This window comes from Aminobacter sp. P9b, from assembly GCF_045345995.1.
Classification (GTDB): domain Bacteria; phylum Pseudomonadota; class Alphaproteobacteria; order Rhizobiales; family Rhizobiaceae; genus Aminobacter; species Aminobacter niigataensis.
Genome location: NZ_CP150082.1, coordinates 2,364,997 through 2,380,174, shown reverse-complemented (window position 1 = coordinate 2,380,174; position 15,178 = coordinate 2,364,997). Strand labels below are relative to the sequence as shown.

At 62.5% G+C, this 15,178-nt stretch carries 18 protein-coding genes; 8 read left to right on the top strand and 10 right to left on the bottom strand.

From position 1 onward, the window contains the following. Positions 1-122 precede the first annotated feature (122 nt). The 3 genes from WHT83_RS11715 (at position 123) to WHT83_RS11705 (ending at position 3,515) form a co-directional block, all read left to right on the top strand. The gene (locus WHT83_RS11715; RefSeq protein WP_318762215.1) at positions 123-2,279 is read left to right on the top strand and encodes a transglycosylase domain-containing protein; all 2,157 of its coding nucleotides are present in this window, start codon (positions 123-125) and stop codon (positions 2,277-2,279) included. 170 nt (positions 2,280-2,449) lie between these two features. Next, positions 2,450-2,980, top strand: coding sequence for a DUF1214 domain-containing protein (locus tag WHT83_RS11710; protein WP_406873860.1), 531 nt, complete (start codon positions 2,450-2,452; stop codon positions 2,978-2,980). Further along, complete coding sequence (locus WHT83_RS11705; protein ID WP_108608833.1) at positions 2,973-3,515, top strand: DUF1254 domain-containing protein; 543 nt, start codon at positions 2,973-2,975, stop codon at positions 3,513-3,515. Before WHT83_RS11710 ends, WHT83_RS11705 begins: the two co-directional genes overlap by 8 nt. Before the next feature lie 55 nt (positions 3,516-3,570). On the opposite strand, the gene WHT83_RS11700 is transcribed toward WHT83_RS11705, so the two are convergent. Continuing rightward, positions 3,571-3,738, bottom strand: coding sequence for a hypothetical protein (locus WHT83_RS11700; protein WP_183263554.1), 168 nt, complete (start codon positions 3,736-3,738; stop codon positions 3,571-3,573). Positions 3,739-4,155: 417 nt separating this feature from the next. Between WHT83_RS11700 and WHT83_RS11695 the strand changes: the two genes are divergently transcribed. Next, on the top strand, positions 4,156-5,172 hold the full coding sequence (locus WHT83_RS11695; protein WP_108609989.1) for a DUF2336 domain-containing protein: 1,017 nt from the start codon (positions 4,156-4,158) through the stop codon (positions 5,170-5,172). Here WHT83_RS11695 and WHT83_RS11690 read toward each other — a convergent pair. From WHT83_RS11690 to WHT83_RS11680, 3 genes are all read right to left on the bottom strand, one after another. After that, positions 5,159-5,506, bottom strand: a complete 348-nt coding sequence (locus WHT83_RS11690; RefSeq protein ID WP_318762216.1) for a DUF1491 family protein — start codon at positions 5,504-5,506, stop codon at positions 5,159-5,161. The two genes, WHT83_RS11695 and WHT83_RS11690, sit on opposite strands and share 14 nt — an antisense overlap. A gap of 72 nt (positions 5,507-5,578) precedes the next feature. After that, positions 5,579-6,373, bottom strand: coding sequence for a peptidoglycan-binding protein (locus WHT83_RS11685; protein WP_183263556.1), 795 nt, complete (start codon positions 6,371-6,373; stop codon positions 5,579-5,581). Beyond that, a complete protein-coding gene (locus WHT83_RS11680; protein ID WP_406873859.1) occupies positions 6,348-8,120 on the bottom strand; it encodes an ATP-binding protein in 1,773 nt (590 codons plus the stop codon). Before WHT83_RS11680 ends, WHT83_RS11685 begins: the two co-directional genes overlap by 26 nt. 450 nt (positions 8,121-8,570) lie before the next feature. Between WHT83_RS11680 and WHT83_RS11675 the strand changes: the two genes are divergently transcribed. Next, entirely contained in the window at positions 8,571-8,945 is a 375-nt protein-coding gene (locus WHT83_RS11675; protein WP_406873858.1) for a DUF5330 domain-containing protein, read from the top strand. Positions 8,946-9,059: 114 nt separating this feature from the next. After that, positions 9,060-9,488: a SufE family protein gene (locus WHT83_RS11670; protein ID WP_406873857.1), complete on the top strand. Its 429-nt coding sequence runs from the start codon at positions 9,060-9,062 to the stop codon at positions 9,486-9,488. Between the two features lie 7 nt (positions 9,489-9,495). Here the strand turns inward: WHT83_RS11670 and WHT83_RS11665 are convergent, their stop codons facing one another. After that, entirely contained in the window at positions 9,496-10,296 is an 801-nt protein-coding gene (locus WHT83_RS11665; RefSeq protein ID WP_406873856.1) for a DUF6456 domain-containing protein, read from the bottom strand. Between the two features lies 1 nt (position 10,297). Then, positions 10,298-10,720, bottom strand: coding sequence for a helix-turn-helix domain-containing protein (locus tag WHT83_RS11660; RefSeq protein ID WP_245439465.1), 423 nt, complete (start codon positions 10,718-10,720; stop codon positions 10,298-10,300). Between the two features lie 217 nt (positions 10,721-10,937). On the opposite strand from WHT83_RS11660, the gene WHT83_RS11655 reads away from it, so the two are divergent. Continuing rightward, positions 10,938-11,294, top strand: coding sequence for a cytoplasmic protein (locus tag WHT83_RS11655; RefSeq protein ID WP_183263560.1), 357 nt, complete (start codon positions 10,938-10,940; stop codon positions 11,292-11,294). A 19-nt stretch (positions 11,295-11,313) separates the two neighbouring features. Here WHT83_RS11655 and WHT83_RS11650 read toward each other — a convergent pair whose 3' ends face one another. The 4 genes from WHT83_RS11650 to WHT83_RS11635 form a co-directional block, all read right to left on the bottom strand. Continuing rightward, positions 11,314-11,742, bottom strand: coding sequence for a MucR family transcriptional regulator (locus WHT83_RS11650; RefSeq protein ID WP_108608840.1), 429 nt, complete (start codon positions 11,740-11,742; stop codon positions 11,314-11,316). A 271-nt stretch (positions 11,743-12,013) separates the two neighbouring features. After that, positions 12,014-12,322: a cation:proton antiporter gene (locus WHT83_RS11645; protein ID WP_406873962.1), complete on the bottom strand. Its 309-nt coding sequence runs from the start codon at positions 12,320-12,322 to the stop codon at positions 12,014-12,016. After that, positions 12,228-12,494, bottom strand: coding sequence for a hypothetical protein (locus tag WHT83_RS11640; protein ID WP_406874060.1), 267 nt, complete (start codon positions 12,492-12,494; stop codon positions 12,228-12,230). Before WHT83_RS11640 ends, WHT83_RS11645 begins: the two co-directional genes overlap by 95 nt. A gap of 83 nt (positions 12,495-12,577) precedes the next feature. Then, a complete protein-coding gene (locus WHT83_RS11635; RefSeq protein ID WP_406873855.1) occupies positions 12,578-12,943 on the bottom strand; it encodes an SH3 domain-containing protein in 366 nt (121 codons plus the stop codon). 118 nt (positions 12,944-13,061) lie between these two features. Between WHT83_RS11635 and WHT83_RS11630 the strand changes: the two genes are divergently transcribed. Further along, positions 13,062-15,161 carry a S9 family peptidase gene (locus WHT83_RS11630; RefSeq protein ID WP_406873854.1) on the top strand — a complete coding sequence of 700 codons (2,100 nt, stop codon included), beginning with the start codon at positions 13,062-13,064 and terminating at the stop codon, positions 15,159-15,161. Positions 15,162-15,178: the final 17 nt, after the last annotated feature.

The window sequence follows — 15,178 nt, the reverse complement described above, 5'->3', positions numbered from 1 at the left end:
CCCTCTTGTCGCGGCGTCGAAAATCGGGGACAAGTCAGCCGTGGGCCGAGGGACGCGTGCCCTGAATTCGCCAGCACCCGTATTTAGGTATAAGCTGCAGTCACGTGCCGGACCCGTCTCGAATGGAAAATCCCGTAGAACCACGCAAGAAACGAGGCCGCCTGGCAGCAGGCCTGCTCGCCCTTGATGCTTGGCTCGACTCTTCGCTTTACGAACTGCGTTTCCGCACGCAGCAGTTCTGGGAAAGCGCCACCATTTTCTTCCGCCGCTTCCGCGTCAAGGGCTGGCGCCGCGGTGTCATCGAGGTCCTGAGCGAAGGGTTCACCATGGCCGCCGCCGGCTCGGTGGTGATGCTCGCGCTCGCCATGCCGGCCTTCCAGGAAACAACCGGCAACTGGCGCAACCAGGACGACTTCGCCGTCACCTTCCTCGACCGCTACGGCAATGAAATCGGCCAGCGCGGCATAATCCAGCGCGACTCGGTCCCGGTCGACGAAATGCCCGACCACGTCATCAAGGCCGTCCTGGCGACCGAAGACCGGCGCTTCTTCGATCACTACGGCATCGATTTCCTCGGCCTGATCCGCGCCATGTCGGAAAACGTCCGCGCCAACTCCGTCGTCCAGGGCGGATCGAGCCTGACCCAGCAGCTTGCCAAGAACCTGTTCCTCACCAACGAGCGCACCGTCGAGCGCAAGGTCAAGGAAGCCTTCCTGTCGCTCTGGCTCGAATCGAACCTGTCGAAGAAGGATATTCTCCAGCTCTACCTCGACCGCGCCTACATGGGCGGCGGCACGTTCGGCATTGCGGCCGCGGCCGATTTCTACTTCGGCAAGCAGGTCAAGGACCTCAACCTCGCAGAAGCGGCGATGCTCGCCGGCCTGTTCAAGGCCCCGACCAAATACGCCCCGCACATCAACCTTCCGGCCGCCCGCGCCCGCGCCAACGTCGTTCTCAGCAACCTCGTGCAGGCAGGGTTCATGACCGAGGGGCAGGTTCTGTCGGCGCGTCTCCATCCCGCCGACATCGTCGATCGCGGCGACCGCAAGAGCCCCGATTATTTCCTCGACTGGGCCTTCGACGAGGTCAAGAAGATCGCAGCCAAATCGGGCATCCATTCGCTCGTCGCGCGCACCACGATCGACATGAACATCCAGAAGGCGGCAGAGGAATCGGTCGAGTTCCACCTGCGTCAGTTCGGCAAGGAATACCGCGTCACCGAAGGCGCCGTTGTCGTGATCGAAACCAACGGTGCGGTGCGCGCCATCGTCGGCGGCCGCGACTACGGCGCCAGCCAGTTCAACCGCGCCACCAGGGCACAGCGCCAGACCGGGTCGTCATTCAAGCCGTATGTCTACGCGACCGCCATGGAAAACGGCTTTACGCCTGAATCGGTCATCTCGGACGGCCCGATCAGCTGGGGTGCCTGGTCGCCCAAAAACTACACACGCGGCTATTCCGGCCGCATGTCGCTGACGACCGCACTGGTCAAATCGATCAACACCGTGCCGGTGCGCCTTGCCAAGGATCACCTGTCGATACCGCCGATCAAGGCGATGACCGAGGCGATGGGCGTCGAGTCTCCCGTCAGCTCGCACAAGACCATGGTGCTCGGCACATCGGGCCTGACGGTCATGGACCAGGCCACCGGCTACAGCGTGCTTGCCCAGGACGGTATCGTCGGCACCCGCCACGGCATCACCCAGCTGGTCACTCATTCCGGCCAGCTCATCTACGACTACAGCAAGGACGCGCCACCGCCCCACCGGGTGCTGTCCGAGCAGGCGGTGGCATCGATGAACTCGATCATGGTTCAGATTCCCGAAGTCGGCACGGCCCGCCGGGCAGCGCTTCCCAACATCCGCTCGGCCGGCAAGACCGGAACCACCCAGTCTTATCGCGACGCCTGGTATGTCGGTTACACCGGCAACTATACGGCCGCCGTCTGGCTCGGAAACGACGACTTCTCGCCCACCAACAACATGACCGGCGGTTCGCTGCCGGCGATGGTGTGGCAGCGTTTCATGGCCTATGCCCACCAGAACATCGACCTAAGGCCCATCCCAGGCATCAAGAACCCCTTCGTCGATCCGGCGACCATCGCCAAGGCCGAAGAAGCCGCAAAGAGTGGAACCCAGCCGCCGGCAGCCGACACGGCCGACCGACCTCCGGTCCTGTCGAGCACGACGACGCGGGCATTGCGCGCGATCGCGGATGTCTTCCAGAAAGCGCCCGCCATCACCCCGCCGACCGAACCCGAGACGCTGTCAGCGCTGTGATTGTTCCCAAATTGAGGGGCCAGCGATCATTCCCGTACCGGTTGCAGCCCTTCCCGGCTTGCCTTCCGGTCGCATGGCGGGATATTCCTCCGCCAACTCCATCCTGCGGCGGCTCATGCTGAAACAATCGCTTCTGATAGTTATCGCCCTCGCGGTTGCGGTTGGCGGCGGTGCCGCCAGCGTGGCGATGGTTCTCGATCTCGCAGGAAGGCATCGGCGCTGTCGCAGTCGGCCCATGGACGGCGTTTCCCGATATTGGAACGCCCGAAGCCGATCCCTATTCGAAGGCCCGCGTCGCACGCGACGGCATGCTTGCGCTCGGCCGCGCCGAAGGCCTCAGTTTCGTAGCCGACCGAGACTCCAGCGGCGTGACCCTGAGAAGCGAATGCAGCTATCGCGTCGAGGGATCGCTGCCGGTTGCCCGGTTCTGGACTTTCTATGCGACCGACAAGGCGCAGATGACACTCAAGTCGGGCATGCGCCGCGATCCGTCGATGCATTCCTTCGAAATCCTGCGCCAGCCCGACAATTCCATCGAGATTGCTGTCGGCGCGCGGCCTGAGCCCGGAAACTGGCTGCCGGTATCGGGAGCCGGCGAAATGAACCTGGTGTTGACCCTCTACGACACGCCCGTCGCCAGCAGCACTGGCCTGTCCGGCATCGAAATGCCTCGCATCGTCAGGGTCCAGTGCAATGCGTAGGCTGTTTCATGCCCTGGCCATCGGGCTGGTCGGCGCCGGCATCGCCCACATCGCCATCCTGCTGCTGGTACCCAGCTTTTCCGAGCGGGATGCATGGTCACGCTTGGCCATGGTGGCCGGGCCCAACAAGGTTGTCCGCCTCGACCACGAGATTGGCGGCGCACCGGTGGTGAAGTCGCTCGACCCGTCATTCTACGAAGCCGCCTGCCGCTTCGATCTCGGCGAAGGCGTCGTCCGCATCGACAATGCCGGCAAGGTCCCCTACTGGTCGGCCTCGGTCTACGATCGCAGCGGCCAGAACATCTACAGCTTCAATGACCGCACCGCGACCGACGGCAATCTCGATTTCGTCGTGCTCACACCGGCGCAGATGATCGATCTGCGCAAGGAATTGCCGTCTGAATTCGAAAAATCGATCTTCGTGGAAACGCCGATCGACGAAGGCATCGTCGTCGTTCGTGCCTTTGTTCCCGACGACAGCTGGAAGCCGATCGTGTCGCGTTTCCTCGACGGCATCAGCTGCGAAATCCAGTAATCATACGCCGTAGCAGCGCATGAACTACGTCGCCTGAGCTTGGCAGTCGCCACCGTCAATGTCGCGGCAACGGATCCTTGCGGCGATTGTCGCCTTCGACGCGATTGTCGGGCGACGAAGTCGTGCCGCCGGTGCGCTCGTAACGCACGCCCGGAAAGATGATGATGGATGCCGACGCTTCCGCTGTACGTGGGGCCCGGTGGACGGTCGCACGACGCGGCATGAATGACACTATGCTGCCCATGGTTCGCGATTCCCTCTCGGTTCAACCGGAGTAAGCACGCAACGCCTCCATCGCGATAACGCCAGTAGAGAGTTAACAGTCGGTTACCGTCACGGATTTGATTCAATTTAGGCGCTGCGGCTCCGCTTTCGACGCTGCATTCATACCAATGCGGCGTGAGCGGTCTGTGAACGCAGCAGCATTGCCACGTCACAGGTCGCCGGCTGAAAACGGGCAATTCGGCCTTTGCGTGACGATCCGCGTATAAGTCTTTGTTAATGAATGACTTCCTTAACGCCAAAGTTAACAGTCCGCTAACAAATCTTCGCTAAGTTTATGTTCACCTTCGGGAGGATGGATGCAGCGACGTCCGCCTCATCCCAGGGCAGTGCAAGGTTGTGTCAGGCGTATCCGTTCGTGTCAGCATCGGACTTCAGGCAAATTGCCATCGGTCGCGAAACCGGAAAGCCCGAGCGGCTCTTCCGGGCAGCGGTTTCCGCCTTCTGTGCGCTGCCCCGTCCATCGCGCCGCGAAATCGCGCAACTTGAAGACCTTACCCTTCCCCTATTCGAAAAGGTTTCGGTGGAGGCGCGCCGGTATGTCTCTGCCGCGCTTTCCGAAACCGAATATGCGCCGCCCGGCCTCGTTCGCCGTCTGAGCGACGAAAGCGTCGATATTGCCGCGCCGCTGCTGATCCGTTCGCCTGTCTTGTCGGATGTCGCGCTCATCGCGCTGATCGGACGCCATGGCCTGCCGCATGCGCGCGCGATTGCCCGCCGCCCCGGCCTCAACCAGACGATCGCCGACCTGATCCGGGTGCTCGAGCGCCCACGCCTGGTGTACCCCGAAACGACGGAACAGGTCGAAGTGCCAGTCGCCACAGCGACAGCCGCAACGACAATCGACGCGGTGCAGGACACGCCGAACATTCCCGCCCCGGGCGAACTTGCCGAAAACGTCCGCCGCCGTCTGCGCTCGATGATGACACCCAATACGGCGCACCAGTCGACATCGACCGAAGGACAAACGCGTGCGCCGGCCTACGAACGGCTCAAGTCGACCGCCCTTACCGGCAACGGCACATTCTTCCAGACCGCTCTCGCCGACGCGCTGGAGATCGACTTCCAGACGGCCCGTTCGATCACCGAGAAGTCTGGCTACTCTTCGCTCATTGACGCGCTCAAGGCGCTAGACCTGCCTGAAGAGCAGGCATTCCTTCTCACCGCGACGACATTCCCTGGCCAGTTCGCCCATGCCGAAGCCATCAGGCTGTTCCTTGAGCGCTACCGGCTGTTGCATCGCGACGTAGCGCTCGACCGCGTGCGCGACTGGAAGGCAGCGGCGGTCGGCGCAAGCATCCGCGGCAACGCGGACAGGCTACAGCCTAAGCCAGGGGCAGCCGGCTCAAAGGGTGATCAGCTCAGGGCGTCGTAAGAGACACCAGATCCTTGATTTCGGTCTGGCCCGGCTCGATCTCGACCACCCAGATATCGGGGTCGAAGCGCCGCTCGCGCTCGAGCCGCTTTTCGATCGCCGTCCCGTCATCGTCGCTTTCCAGCAGGCTGAACTGGCGCTCATCGGGTCTTGCCATGTCGTAGCTCGTCTGCGGCGCCGGGCCGTAGAGGCTGGTGCGGCCGAAACGATCGCGGGTCAGGATGAAGACAGCGCCGGCTTCAAGTGCGCCCCGGCTGAGGATCGCGCCAAAGCCGCCCTCGCCGAAAATCCGGCGCAACAGGGCAGACACCCAGAAGTCAGTGGTTAAGCGCATTTGCCAGGCCCGAACGCAATTTCGATCCGGCCTCTATAGCGGCTCGCTCGGAAAGCGCACAGGCCTATCGGCTCAGTTGGTCAGGCCGATCTCACGCATCTTGACGTAAACTGCCGGGTCGGGCTCGCCCGTTTCAGGCAAGCCGAACAAAGCCTGGAATTCGCGGATTGCCGCCGTGGTCCTGGCGCCTGGAACGCCGTCAACGTCGATTCCGTCATTGCCGAAGGCCTTCAGCCCAGCCTGGATCTTCATGATGCGCGCACTCGGATCGGCATCGACTGCGGGCTCCGTGCGCACGGGTGCCGTGGTGGCCCCGCCCGTTCGCGGCCTCGACACCGGTGTCGCTTGCGCTCGCGGTGTCGGTGTCGGCGCAATTCCGGCCGTGGTTTCAGCAGCGCCCAGTTGCTCGAGCAGCGCGCCGTCGATGTCGCCCGTGGCCGTCAGGCCTACCTTCTTCTGATACGCCTGGATGGCACTGCGCGTGGCCGGCCCATTCAGCCCGTCGACCGTGCCATCATAAAATGCGAGGTCCTTCAGGATGCTCTGTATTTGTTCGATCTGAGGATCGCCCTTGGGGCGCACGACCTGTGCCTCCGGTCGCTCGATCTTGATCGTGGTCTCCGGCGCATCCTCGTTCATGTCGGGAAACTCGACCACCTCCCGGGTCGAGAAGAACGCACCCTTGTGCGCATATGGCTGGTACCACAGCGCATTCGCCGAGACGTAGAACAGCGCCACCAGAAACGCCGTCGAACCGCCGACCAGCACCGGATTGCGTGCAATCATCCCGCCGAGCGCCACGGCCCCTTCTTGCAGCGGGCTGCGGTCCTCGACGACCCGCTTAGCTTGCCTTGCGGAGCGGGCCATTGCGCATCTCCCTGATCCTGTCTGCCGGCAACCGCATCACTTCGCCCTTCGTCGGCTCAGGGCGGAGGGCTGGCCCTTCTATCGGCAGGCTGATGGTAACCGTGGTCCCCTCGCCCGGCGCGCTCTCGATCGACATCGCGCCGTCGTGCAATGCAACCAGTCCCTTGACCAGCGACAACCCAAGGCCGGTGCCTTCGAAGCGACGGGTGTAGTCGTTCTGGATCTGCGTGAACGGCGTACCCAGCCGCGACAGGTCTTCCTGGGCGATGCCGATGCCGGTGTCCGACACCCAGAAATGCAGCCGCGAACCGAGACGCTTGGCGCCGATCTCGACGCGACCGCCATCGGGGGTGAATTTTGCCGCATTCGACACGAGGTTGATCAGCATCTGCTGCACCGCACGCCGGTCAGCCTTGACCTCGCCCGTGCCGGCAGCCACTTCGACAGCCAGGTCAAGCGCCTTGGCCTCGATCTGCAGCGCCATCATCGAAGCGCACATGTCGACCGCCTCGCGGAACCTGAAAGGCTCCGGGTTGATCGCATAGCAACCCGACTCGATCTTGGTGACGTCGAGAATCGAGTTCACCACCTCGAGCAGGTGCTGGCCGGACTCGCGGACGATACCGACATATTCCTTCTGGCGCGGCTCCTGGAACTTGCCGAACATCTCGTGCAGCAGCATGTCGGAAAAACCGATGATCGCGTTGAGCGGCGTCCTGAGTTCGTGGCTCACGGCTGCGAGGAAATTGCTCTTGGCAAGTTCCGCGCTCTTCACGGCGTCGGTGGCTTTGGCCAGTTCGTTCCGCAACTCGGCGACAGTGTCGTTATTGCGGACAATCGCAATAAACTCGACACCGGCCTTGATGAACTCGAGTGCGAACGGCCGGAAATTGTCGCCCGCATCGCTCTCGGACTGCCTGGGCAAACGCAGAAGCAGCTCCACCTGACGCGTTTCGGCGCCATCGCGCATGTCTGCCAGCGCACAGAGATAGCCAACACGGTCAGCCACATGGATGCGGTCGAACAGGGCAGTACCGAGGAGCAACTCCGGCTGCAGCCGCAACAACGTCCGCGCCTGCTCGGAGACATCAACCACGTCGCCATTTTGCGCGACGCGCAGGACGACAGCCCGGAGGACCTGCTCCAGCGGCGCAGCCGGCGCGGCAGCCTGTTCGGCGCCATGGCCGGCGAATTGTACAGCGCGAGCGACGAAGGTCGCCAACCAGGCGACTGGCAGCAACCAATGCCATGCGGATGCCGTCGCACTTTCGGCAAATGGCACGGCGCCAAGCAAACCTTGCAGCAGCAGCGCAGCAACGGCCGCGAGCCCGCCGAACAAAGCCGCTTTCCGCGTCCGCCAAACCCACAGCGCTTCGAGCGGAAGCGCGGCTGCAAGCAGCGCCGCCGGCGATGTCAGGCCGCCCGTGGCAGCAATGATGGCGCCAGCGGTTACGGCACCGACGCCAAGCGACGCGACGCCGATCGACGCGGCCGTGCCGGTCGCGGCAACCAACAAGGCCGCCAGCCAGCTCAGGCTGAAGGCGGCGAAGATGACGGCAAAGGTCGGGGCCGCGCCCAGATTGGCCGACACCAGAACCACGCCGGCACCGGCAACAAGGAAAGGTGCCGCCAACAACAGGCCAACGAGACGCCGCTGGCGCGAACGTTCGGAGCCATCGATGGACGGATGGACCAGCCGGTCACAGCCGCCGGCGACCGCGCCGGAAAACTCACCGTATCTGGTCATGACAAAACTCAACGCTACGCACTCTTCCGTGGCTCGCTTTGCGGCTCTTCTCTGGTTGGTCTCCAAACTCGCACCGAGCCTTTAATGAAGGAATAAAGCCAGGCGACCGAAACCCTGGCGCATGGCGAATATCGGGATCACGGCGTCGACATTCGAGAACAGTTCTCGCCATGGTAAATGGAGGGTTATTTGCCGACTTCGCGAACCCGAATCTGCGCAAAACGCGCAATCTCGAAGTTTCGCAATTTAAATCAATTGCTTACGAGTCTCGTGAGAGATTACTCAGGCGCACAGTCACGCAAGCCGGGCCAGTCCGTTAAACTTTGGTGAAAAACCTTCGCGAAATGCCACCTTTTGCAGCAAGCGCTCCTTTGCTCGTTCATGCCATTGTCGGCTCAGCAAGATGCGGGGCCGCATAGATCCGGCGCCGACAGACCACACGAGGCTTCCATGGGCTTTCTCTTCAGAACCGCTTTCTGGTTCTCGCTCGTCCTTCTCCTGCTGCCGCTCGGCACGGGCCCCGATGGTGAGAACAGCGTGAGCCCGCTACAGGCCATTTTCGCCGCGCGCGAGGCGGTTGGCGACATCGCCGGCATCTGCGAACGCAAGCCCGAGGTTTGCGAAACAGGCAAGGCCGCGATGCAGACCATCGGTGTCAGGGCACGCGAGAGCGCCCGCATCGCCTATGAGGCGCTCGACCAGCAGTTCGGACAGCCCGACACTGCAACCCGGACCGGCAGCGTCCCTGCGACGGATGACGAACCGGCCATGGCCGTCCCGACCCCGACCCCAGCCCCGGCCCCGGCCCCGGCCCCGGCAAACTGATTCCGACTTCCGGGCCTACGCCAGGTCCCACCGCGATACGCCCGCCTCTGGCATCTGCGGTGCATTTCTTTTTTTCGTGACGGGCAGCGGTGCCGGCACTATATCGAAGGCACCATGACCACCTCGATCGACACCATCCGCGACGACTTCTCCTTCCTTGACGAGTGGGAGGATCGCTATCGCTATGTCATCGAGTTGGGCGAAGCACTTCCGCCTTTCCCCGAGAGCGCGCAGACCGACACCAACAAGGTGCAGGGCTGTGTCAGCCAGGTCTGGCTTGTAACCCACAAGGGCGACGGTGCCGACCCCGCCATCCGCTTCGAAGGCTACTCGGACGCGCATATCGTGCGCGGGCTCGTCGCCATCATGCTTGCCCTGTTCTCAGGTCATCGCGCCAGCGAGATCATGGCGACCGACGCCGAAGCCACATTGAAGGCACTCGGCCTCAACGAGCACCTGTCGCCGCAACGCGCCAATGGCTTGCGCTCGACGGTCAAGCGTATCAAGCGCGACGCCGAGGCTGCCCTCCATCAGGTCGCCTGAGTTCCGTTCAGCCCATTCGCGGGCGATAATCCTCGGCCCCCCAATGCAGGACCTTGCGACCGGCAACGGAACCGGCGCGAGGATTGTAATGTCTGGCCAGCACGCCAAGTGCCGACTTGAGCATGACCTTGGCCGACCGCACCGGCCAGCCGCGCTCGGCTTCGACAAGTTCCAGCCCCTTCAGGAAGCAGCAGACGTCAATCAGGACGCCGGATAGCTCCGGCCCGACCGCATCGATCGCCCTGTCAACCCGCTGCCGCGCGGCGAGCGCCGCATCCGTCAGTTCCGCCAGGCCGCCGCCGGCACTGCGCTTGCCGGAAGAGACGCTCGCCACCCAGTTGGCGCCCAAGCGCGGCATGATCTGGCCGCGCGTGTAGTCGGCACGCAGCCGTTCGCCGGCGACGAACTCGCTGCCGTTCAGGAACGGCTTGCCGGCCTTGGTCTTGCGTCGGGCGAGTTGGCCGAGTGGCGACTCCGAAATGTTGATCAGCGCCGCATGTTGCCCGGCCGCGGTATCGACCGTCGCCGTGTCCAGTTCGCGGTGCTGGCTCTGGAAAGGATCGACTGGGCTCTCCTCTCGCCGTGCGGCCGCTTGCCCTTCCGGCGTAAGCCGCATCGCCCGGCCAACGCAAACGACAAGCCCTTGCCGGGACAATGCCGCAAGCACCTCGGCGCCGACAGCTATCCTGTCGTTCCTATCGTTCTCAAGCAGCATCTTGCCGGCCGTTGCGGCCGGCTCGCATTCTGCGGCCCCCTTGGCCAGCAGCGTGAGCACGCGCTTGTGTGCCTTTTCGTCAGGGGTGCTCATGTCAACCCTCCAGCCTGTCGCGAAACGCAGCGATCGCCACCCGCTCCGCCAGCGCGACGATCCGGTCAAACTCCGCATCGTCGCGCAGGTCCTCCACGGTATGGCAGGCATAAAGCACTGTGGTCCGGTCGCGCCCGAAGCCACGGCCGACCTCGCGCATGCTGAGACGAAACACGACATGGGCAACATACATGGCAATCTGGCGGAGGCGGCTGATGTCGTTGCCAGTCCGGCCAATTCGACGAATCTCCCTGCTTGGCACGCCGAACAACGCCGCCATGAGGTCGATCATCGCATCGCAACGCTCCACCACCTGGTCACGACGCCGGTCGGCGACAAGTTCAAGAACGGAACGCTCGTCCCTGGCGGCGGCCTCGCGCGCCTCCTTCTGCCGTTTGACCAATGTTGCCGACGTGGATCCCACCGAACTCTTCCCCCTTTGTGGATAGGAATAAGTTCTTATACCGGGCACGTCACGGGGTGTGAACAAAAAAAGAACGATGAAGCAGCGGAAGAAACTTCAACACGCTGTAATCGTTGTTCTATTTATTCCGCTCCAGTGAATTCTTGGCGCAGTTTCTCCCCACCCTGCAAGATGGCAGCATCATCGCACGATCACAGTCACATCAGGCAGGATCGCGATGCGGGATTTTTCGAATGAAATTGCAGCCTTCAGGCAGAACAAGCTGTCCGAATTGACTGACGCCCGGCAGCGGGCAGCCCTGCAGCTCTGCTGCGGGATCGAGCTTTCGAATGCGCTTTCTGGCGAGCCGACATCGACCGTCGCCTTGCTCAAACGGCTCGAACGGGCGATCGAGCGCGAACGGCTCCGGGGTGTCAACCGCCACTGGAGCTACGATCTCAACCGGCACATCGCGCTCAAGCAAGTGCGCGATCGGCTGAAAGGCGTCTTCCCCGACCAGCCTGGGCGACTGTCGCTCAGGCCGCGCCGGCGCCGGCACAAAAGCAATACGGCGCCCGAAGGCGCCGCTCGCTAAACGTCTGTCGAAGGGAGTATTATTTACCCACCTTGCGCTTGCGGCCCAGGCCCATCTTCTTGGCCAGTTGCGAGCGAGCTGCCGCATAGTTGGGCGCCACCATCGGATAGCTGGCGTCAAGGCCCCACTTCTCGCGGTACTGATCGGGCGTCATGTTGTAGTGCGTCATCAGGTGACGCTTGAGCGATTTGAACTTCTTGCCGTCTTCCAGGCAGATGATGTAGTCGTCATGCACCGAACGCTTCGGGTTGACGGCCGGCTTCTGCTTGTCGGCGGGTGGTGTGTCGGCGACGTTACCGACGCGGCCAAGGGCTGCGTGAACGTCGGCGATCAGCCCCGGAAGTTCTCCTACCGGGACCGGATTGTTGCTGACATAAGCGGCCACCACGTCGGCGGTCAGTTCGATCAGCGTTTCGCTATTTGCTGCAGGCGTTTCGGAAGTATCCATATGCTTCAGGCCCCAATGTGACTGGTTGTTTTTTTGCCCGATATTGCGACCGGGGTGCGGCGCGATCTTGTATCGCAATTTGCCATTACGAGTCGCGTTCCATCACTTTAATGAGCCTGTAGCCATAACAAGTCAATTCACTATTCTTTGCAACTCCAAGAACAATGCATTCATCACTTCTCTAACAAATGAGCCTTTTTGACAGGGCAATGTCATCGCACGAGATCAAGTTACACAACGCTGAATGTTCTCTCCGGGGTCATTGTCGGCATTAGGTGGCAACAATGCGGTTCTTCTTATCCCGCGCCACAGTTTCAGCCAAATCGTCGCCGAGAGACCCCTGCCACAAGCGATATCCGGCTGAATAAGCCGCCTTGGCAAGCAAATCGGCCAAAATCTGCGCCATCAGCATGAAGAACACCACTCCAGCCCGCGCCGGCAATGCCGTGGAGAGTTCGCCGATATGCACCGCGAGACGAAGCAACTCAGGACAGGAACCAACCGTTCCGGCCTTCGAGACCGTGTGGAAATCGGGGAGGCGCAACAGCCCCTGGAGAGATGGCCATCGCAAGCAACGCACCAACCATGACCGGGCCGCCGGCAAGATAATCGCCAACGCTGCTGATCATGACCGGTTTTTCTTCGGCCTCTTGCTTGAGATGGACACCGCCGCTGGTCAAAAAATGCGGGAACGCAACAGTCGCAAGAAAGCTAACGAGGAAGGCGCCGCTGCCCCAGTCGTTACCAGCCATGCAGGGCCAAACCTGAACCTATCTTGTCAATAACCGGTGCCCGCCCGAGTGCTCAAGGCAACGCAAGCAACAGTTTTGCCTGTTCAATACGGCGCGATGTACTTGCCATAGACCCAACCAGTGGTGAATTGCCCGTTCTGGGCGGGATCGTGCCAGACCTGGCACCAGCGATAACGCACACGCTGTGCCTGCGTCCATTCCGGCAAATGCGAAATGTCGAAGAGATCGACCCCGCCAGTGCATTTTCCGGTCATCTGCAGGACAGTGCCATTGGGATAGGCTGCCTGCTTCTGCGAACCATTGGACGGATACTTCCGGATGTTCAACGTGTCGCCGAACGGAACGTCGGTCACCTGCCAGGCGGCAAAAGCAGCCGCGTGGGCGTTGCCGGCGAACAGTGCTGTCGTGGCGACGGTCAGGGCTACGGCGGTCTTCAAGAACGTGTTCATCTCTCTCCTCCGGCGAACCGGTCAATTGGAACGTTGACGAACAATGCAACTCAGCCCTTGAACCCGCCCTGATCGGCGTGTTCATTCGCCATTCAAGATTCACCGCATGCGAGACATGATGACCCGACCTGCCATTTTCGCCGACATCGCCCCGCCGTCGACCGAGCGCCGCCCCGTTTCCGACACCCGGCACGGCATCACCCGCATCGACGAATATGCCTGGCTGCGCGCCGACAACTGGCAGGAGGTCTTCCGCGATCCGAGCCTGCTCGATCCGGCAATCCGCACACATCTCGAAGCGGAAAACAGCTACCAGGCCGAATTGATGGCCGGCACGGCGGACCTGCGCAAGGAGCTGTTCGAAGAGATGAAGGGACGCATCAAGGAAGACGATTCCTCGGTTCCGATGAAGGACGGCCCGTTCGCCTATGGCTCATCCTACAAGAAGGGTGGCGAGCAGCCGCGCTATTTCCGCCTCCCGAGCGCAGGCGGCACGGAGGAGATCATCCTCGACGGCGACAAGGAAGCCGAAGGTCACGCCTATTTCCGCCTCGGCGGGATCGACCACTCCTCCGATCATAGCCGCCTGATCTGGGGGTTCGACGACAAGGGATCGGAATTCTACACCCTGCGTGTCCGCGACCTGGCAACCGGCGCCGAACTCGCCGACATCGTCGCCGATACGGGCGGCTCGGGCGAGTGGGATGCCGCCAATGCCGGCTTCTTCTACACCCGCCTCGACTCCAACCACCGGCCGTCGAAGGTCTTCTACCACGCGCTCGGCAGCGACGCCTCGACAGACCGCCTGGTCTACGAGGAGACCGATCCCGGCTTCTTCATGAGTGTCGGCGGCACCCGCAGCAATGACTGGATCATGATCTCGATCAGCGATCATGAAACGTCGGAATACCGGCTGCTCCCGGCCGACAATCCCCTCGCCTCGCCGGCACTCGTTGCAGCGCGCGAAACCGGCCTGCAATATGATCTCGAGGAAGGCGGCGACATCTTCTTCGTGCTGACCAATGCCGACGGCGCCAAAGACTTCAAGATCATGACCGCGCCAGCGGCGGATCCGGCGCGCACCAACTGGAAGGAACTTGTCGCCCACGAACCCGGCCGGCTGATCCTGTCGGTCATCGGCTTCAGGGACTTCATGGTTCGCCTGGAACGCAAGGAAGGCCTTCCGCGGATCGTGGTGCACGAACGCGCCACCGGTGCGGAGCACATCATTTCTTTCCCGGAAGAAGCGTTCTCGCTCGGCCTGTCGGGCTCCTATGAATACGATACCGACACCATGCGATTTTCCTATTCGTCGATGACCACCCCGACGCAGTTGTTCGACTACAACATGCGGACGCGCGGACGCGTCCTGCTCAAGACCCAGGAAGTCCCCTCGGGCCACAATGCCGATGACTACGTCACGCGGCGGCTGATGGCGCCGGCCCCCGATGGCGAACTGGTGCCGATCTCGCTGATCCACCATCGCGACACGCCGCTGGACGGCACGGCACCGTGCCTGCTCTATGGCTACGGCTCCTACGGCATGACCATTCCGGCCTCGTTCAACACGAACTGCCTGTCGCTGGTCGATCGCGGCTTCGTCTATGCCATCGCCCATATCCGTGGCGGCAAGGACAAGGGCTACGCCTGGTATGACGACGGCAAGCGCGCGGCGAAAACCAACACCTTCACCGACTTCATCGCCTGTGCCCACCACCTCGTCGCCGAGCGCTACACGGCACATGAGCGCATCGTCGCCCAGGGCGGTTCGGCCGGCGGCATGCTGATGGGCGCCATAGCCAACATGGCGCCGGATGCCTTTGCCGGCATCATCGCCGAAGTGCCGTTCGTCGACGTGTTGACCACTATGCTCGACGACACTCTGCCGCTGACGCCGCCCGAATGGCCGGAATGGGGCAACCCGATCGCCTCGGAGGACGACTACAAGACCATCGCCGCCTATTCGCCCTACGACAATGTCGCCGCACTCGACTATCCGCCGATCCTGGCGGTGGCCGGCCTGACCGACCCGCGCGTCACCTATTGGGAGCCGGCCAAATGGGCCGCGCGCCTGCGCGAACGCAAGTCGGGCAGCAGTCCTGTGCTGTTCAAGATCAACATGGATTCGGGCCATGCCGGCGCCTCGGGCCGCTTCTCGCGGCTGGAGGAAATCGCCTTCAACTACGCCTTCGCACTGAAGGTCGTTGGGCTCGCCTGACATTGGAAACGGCAGAC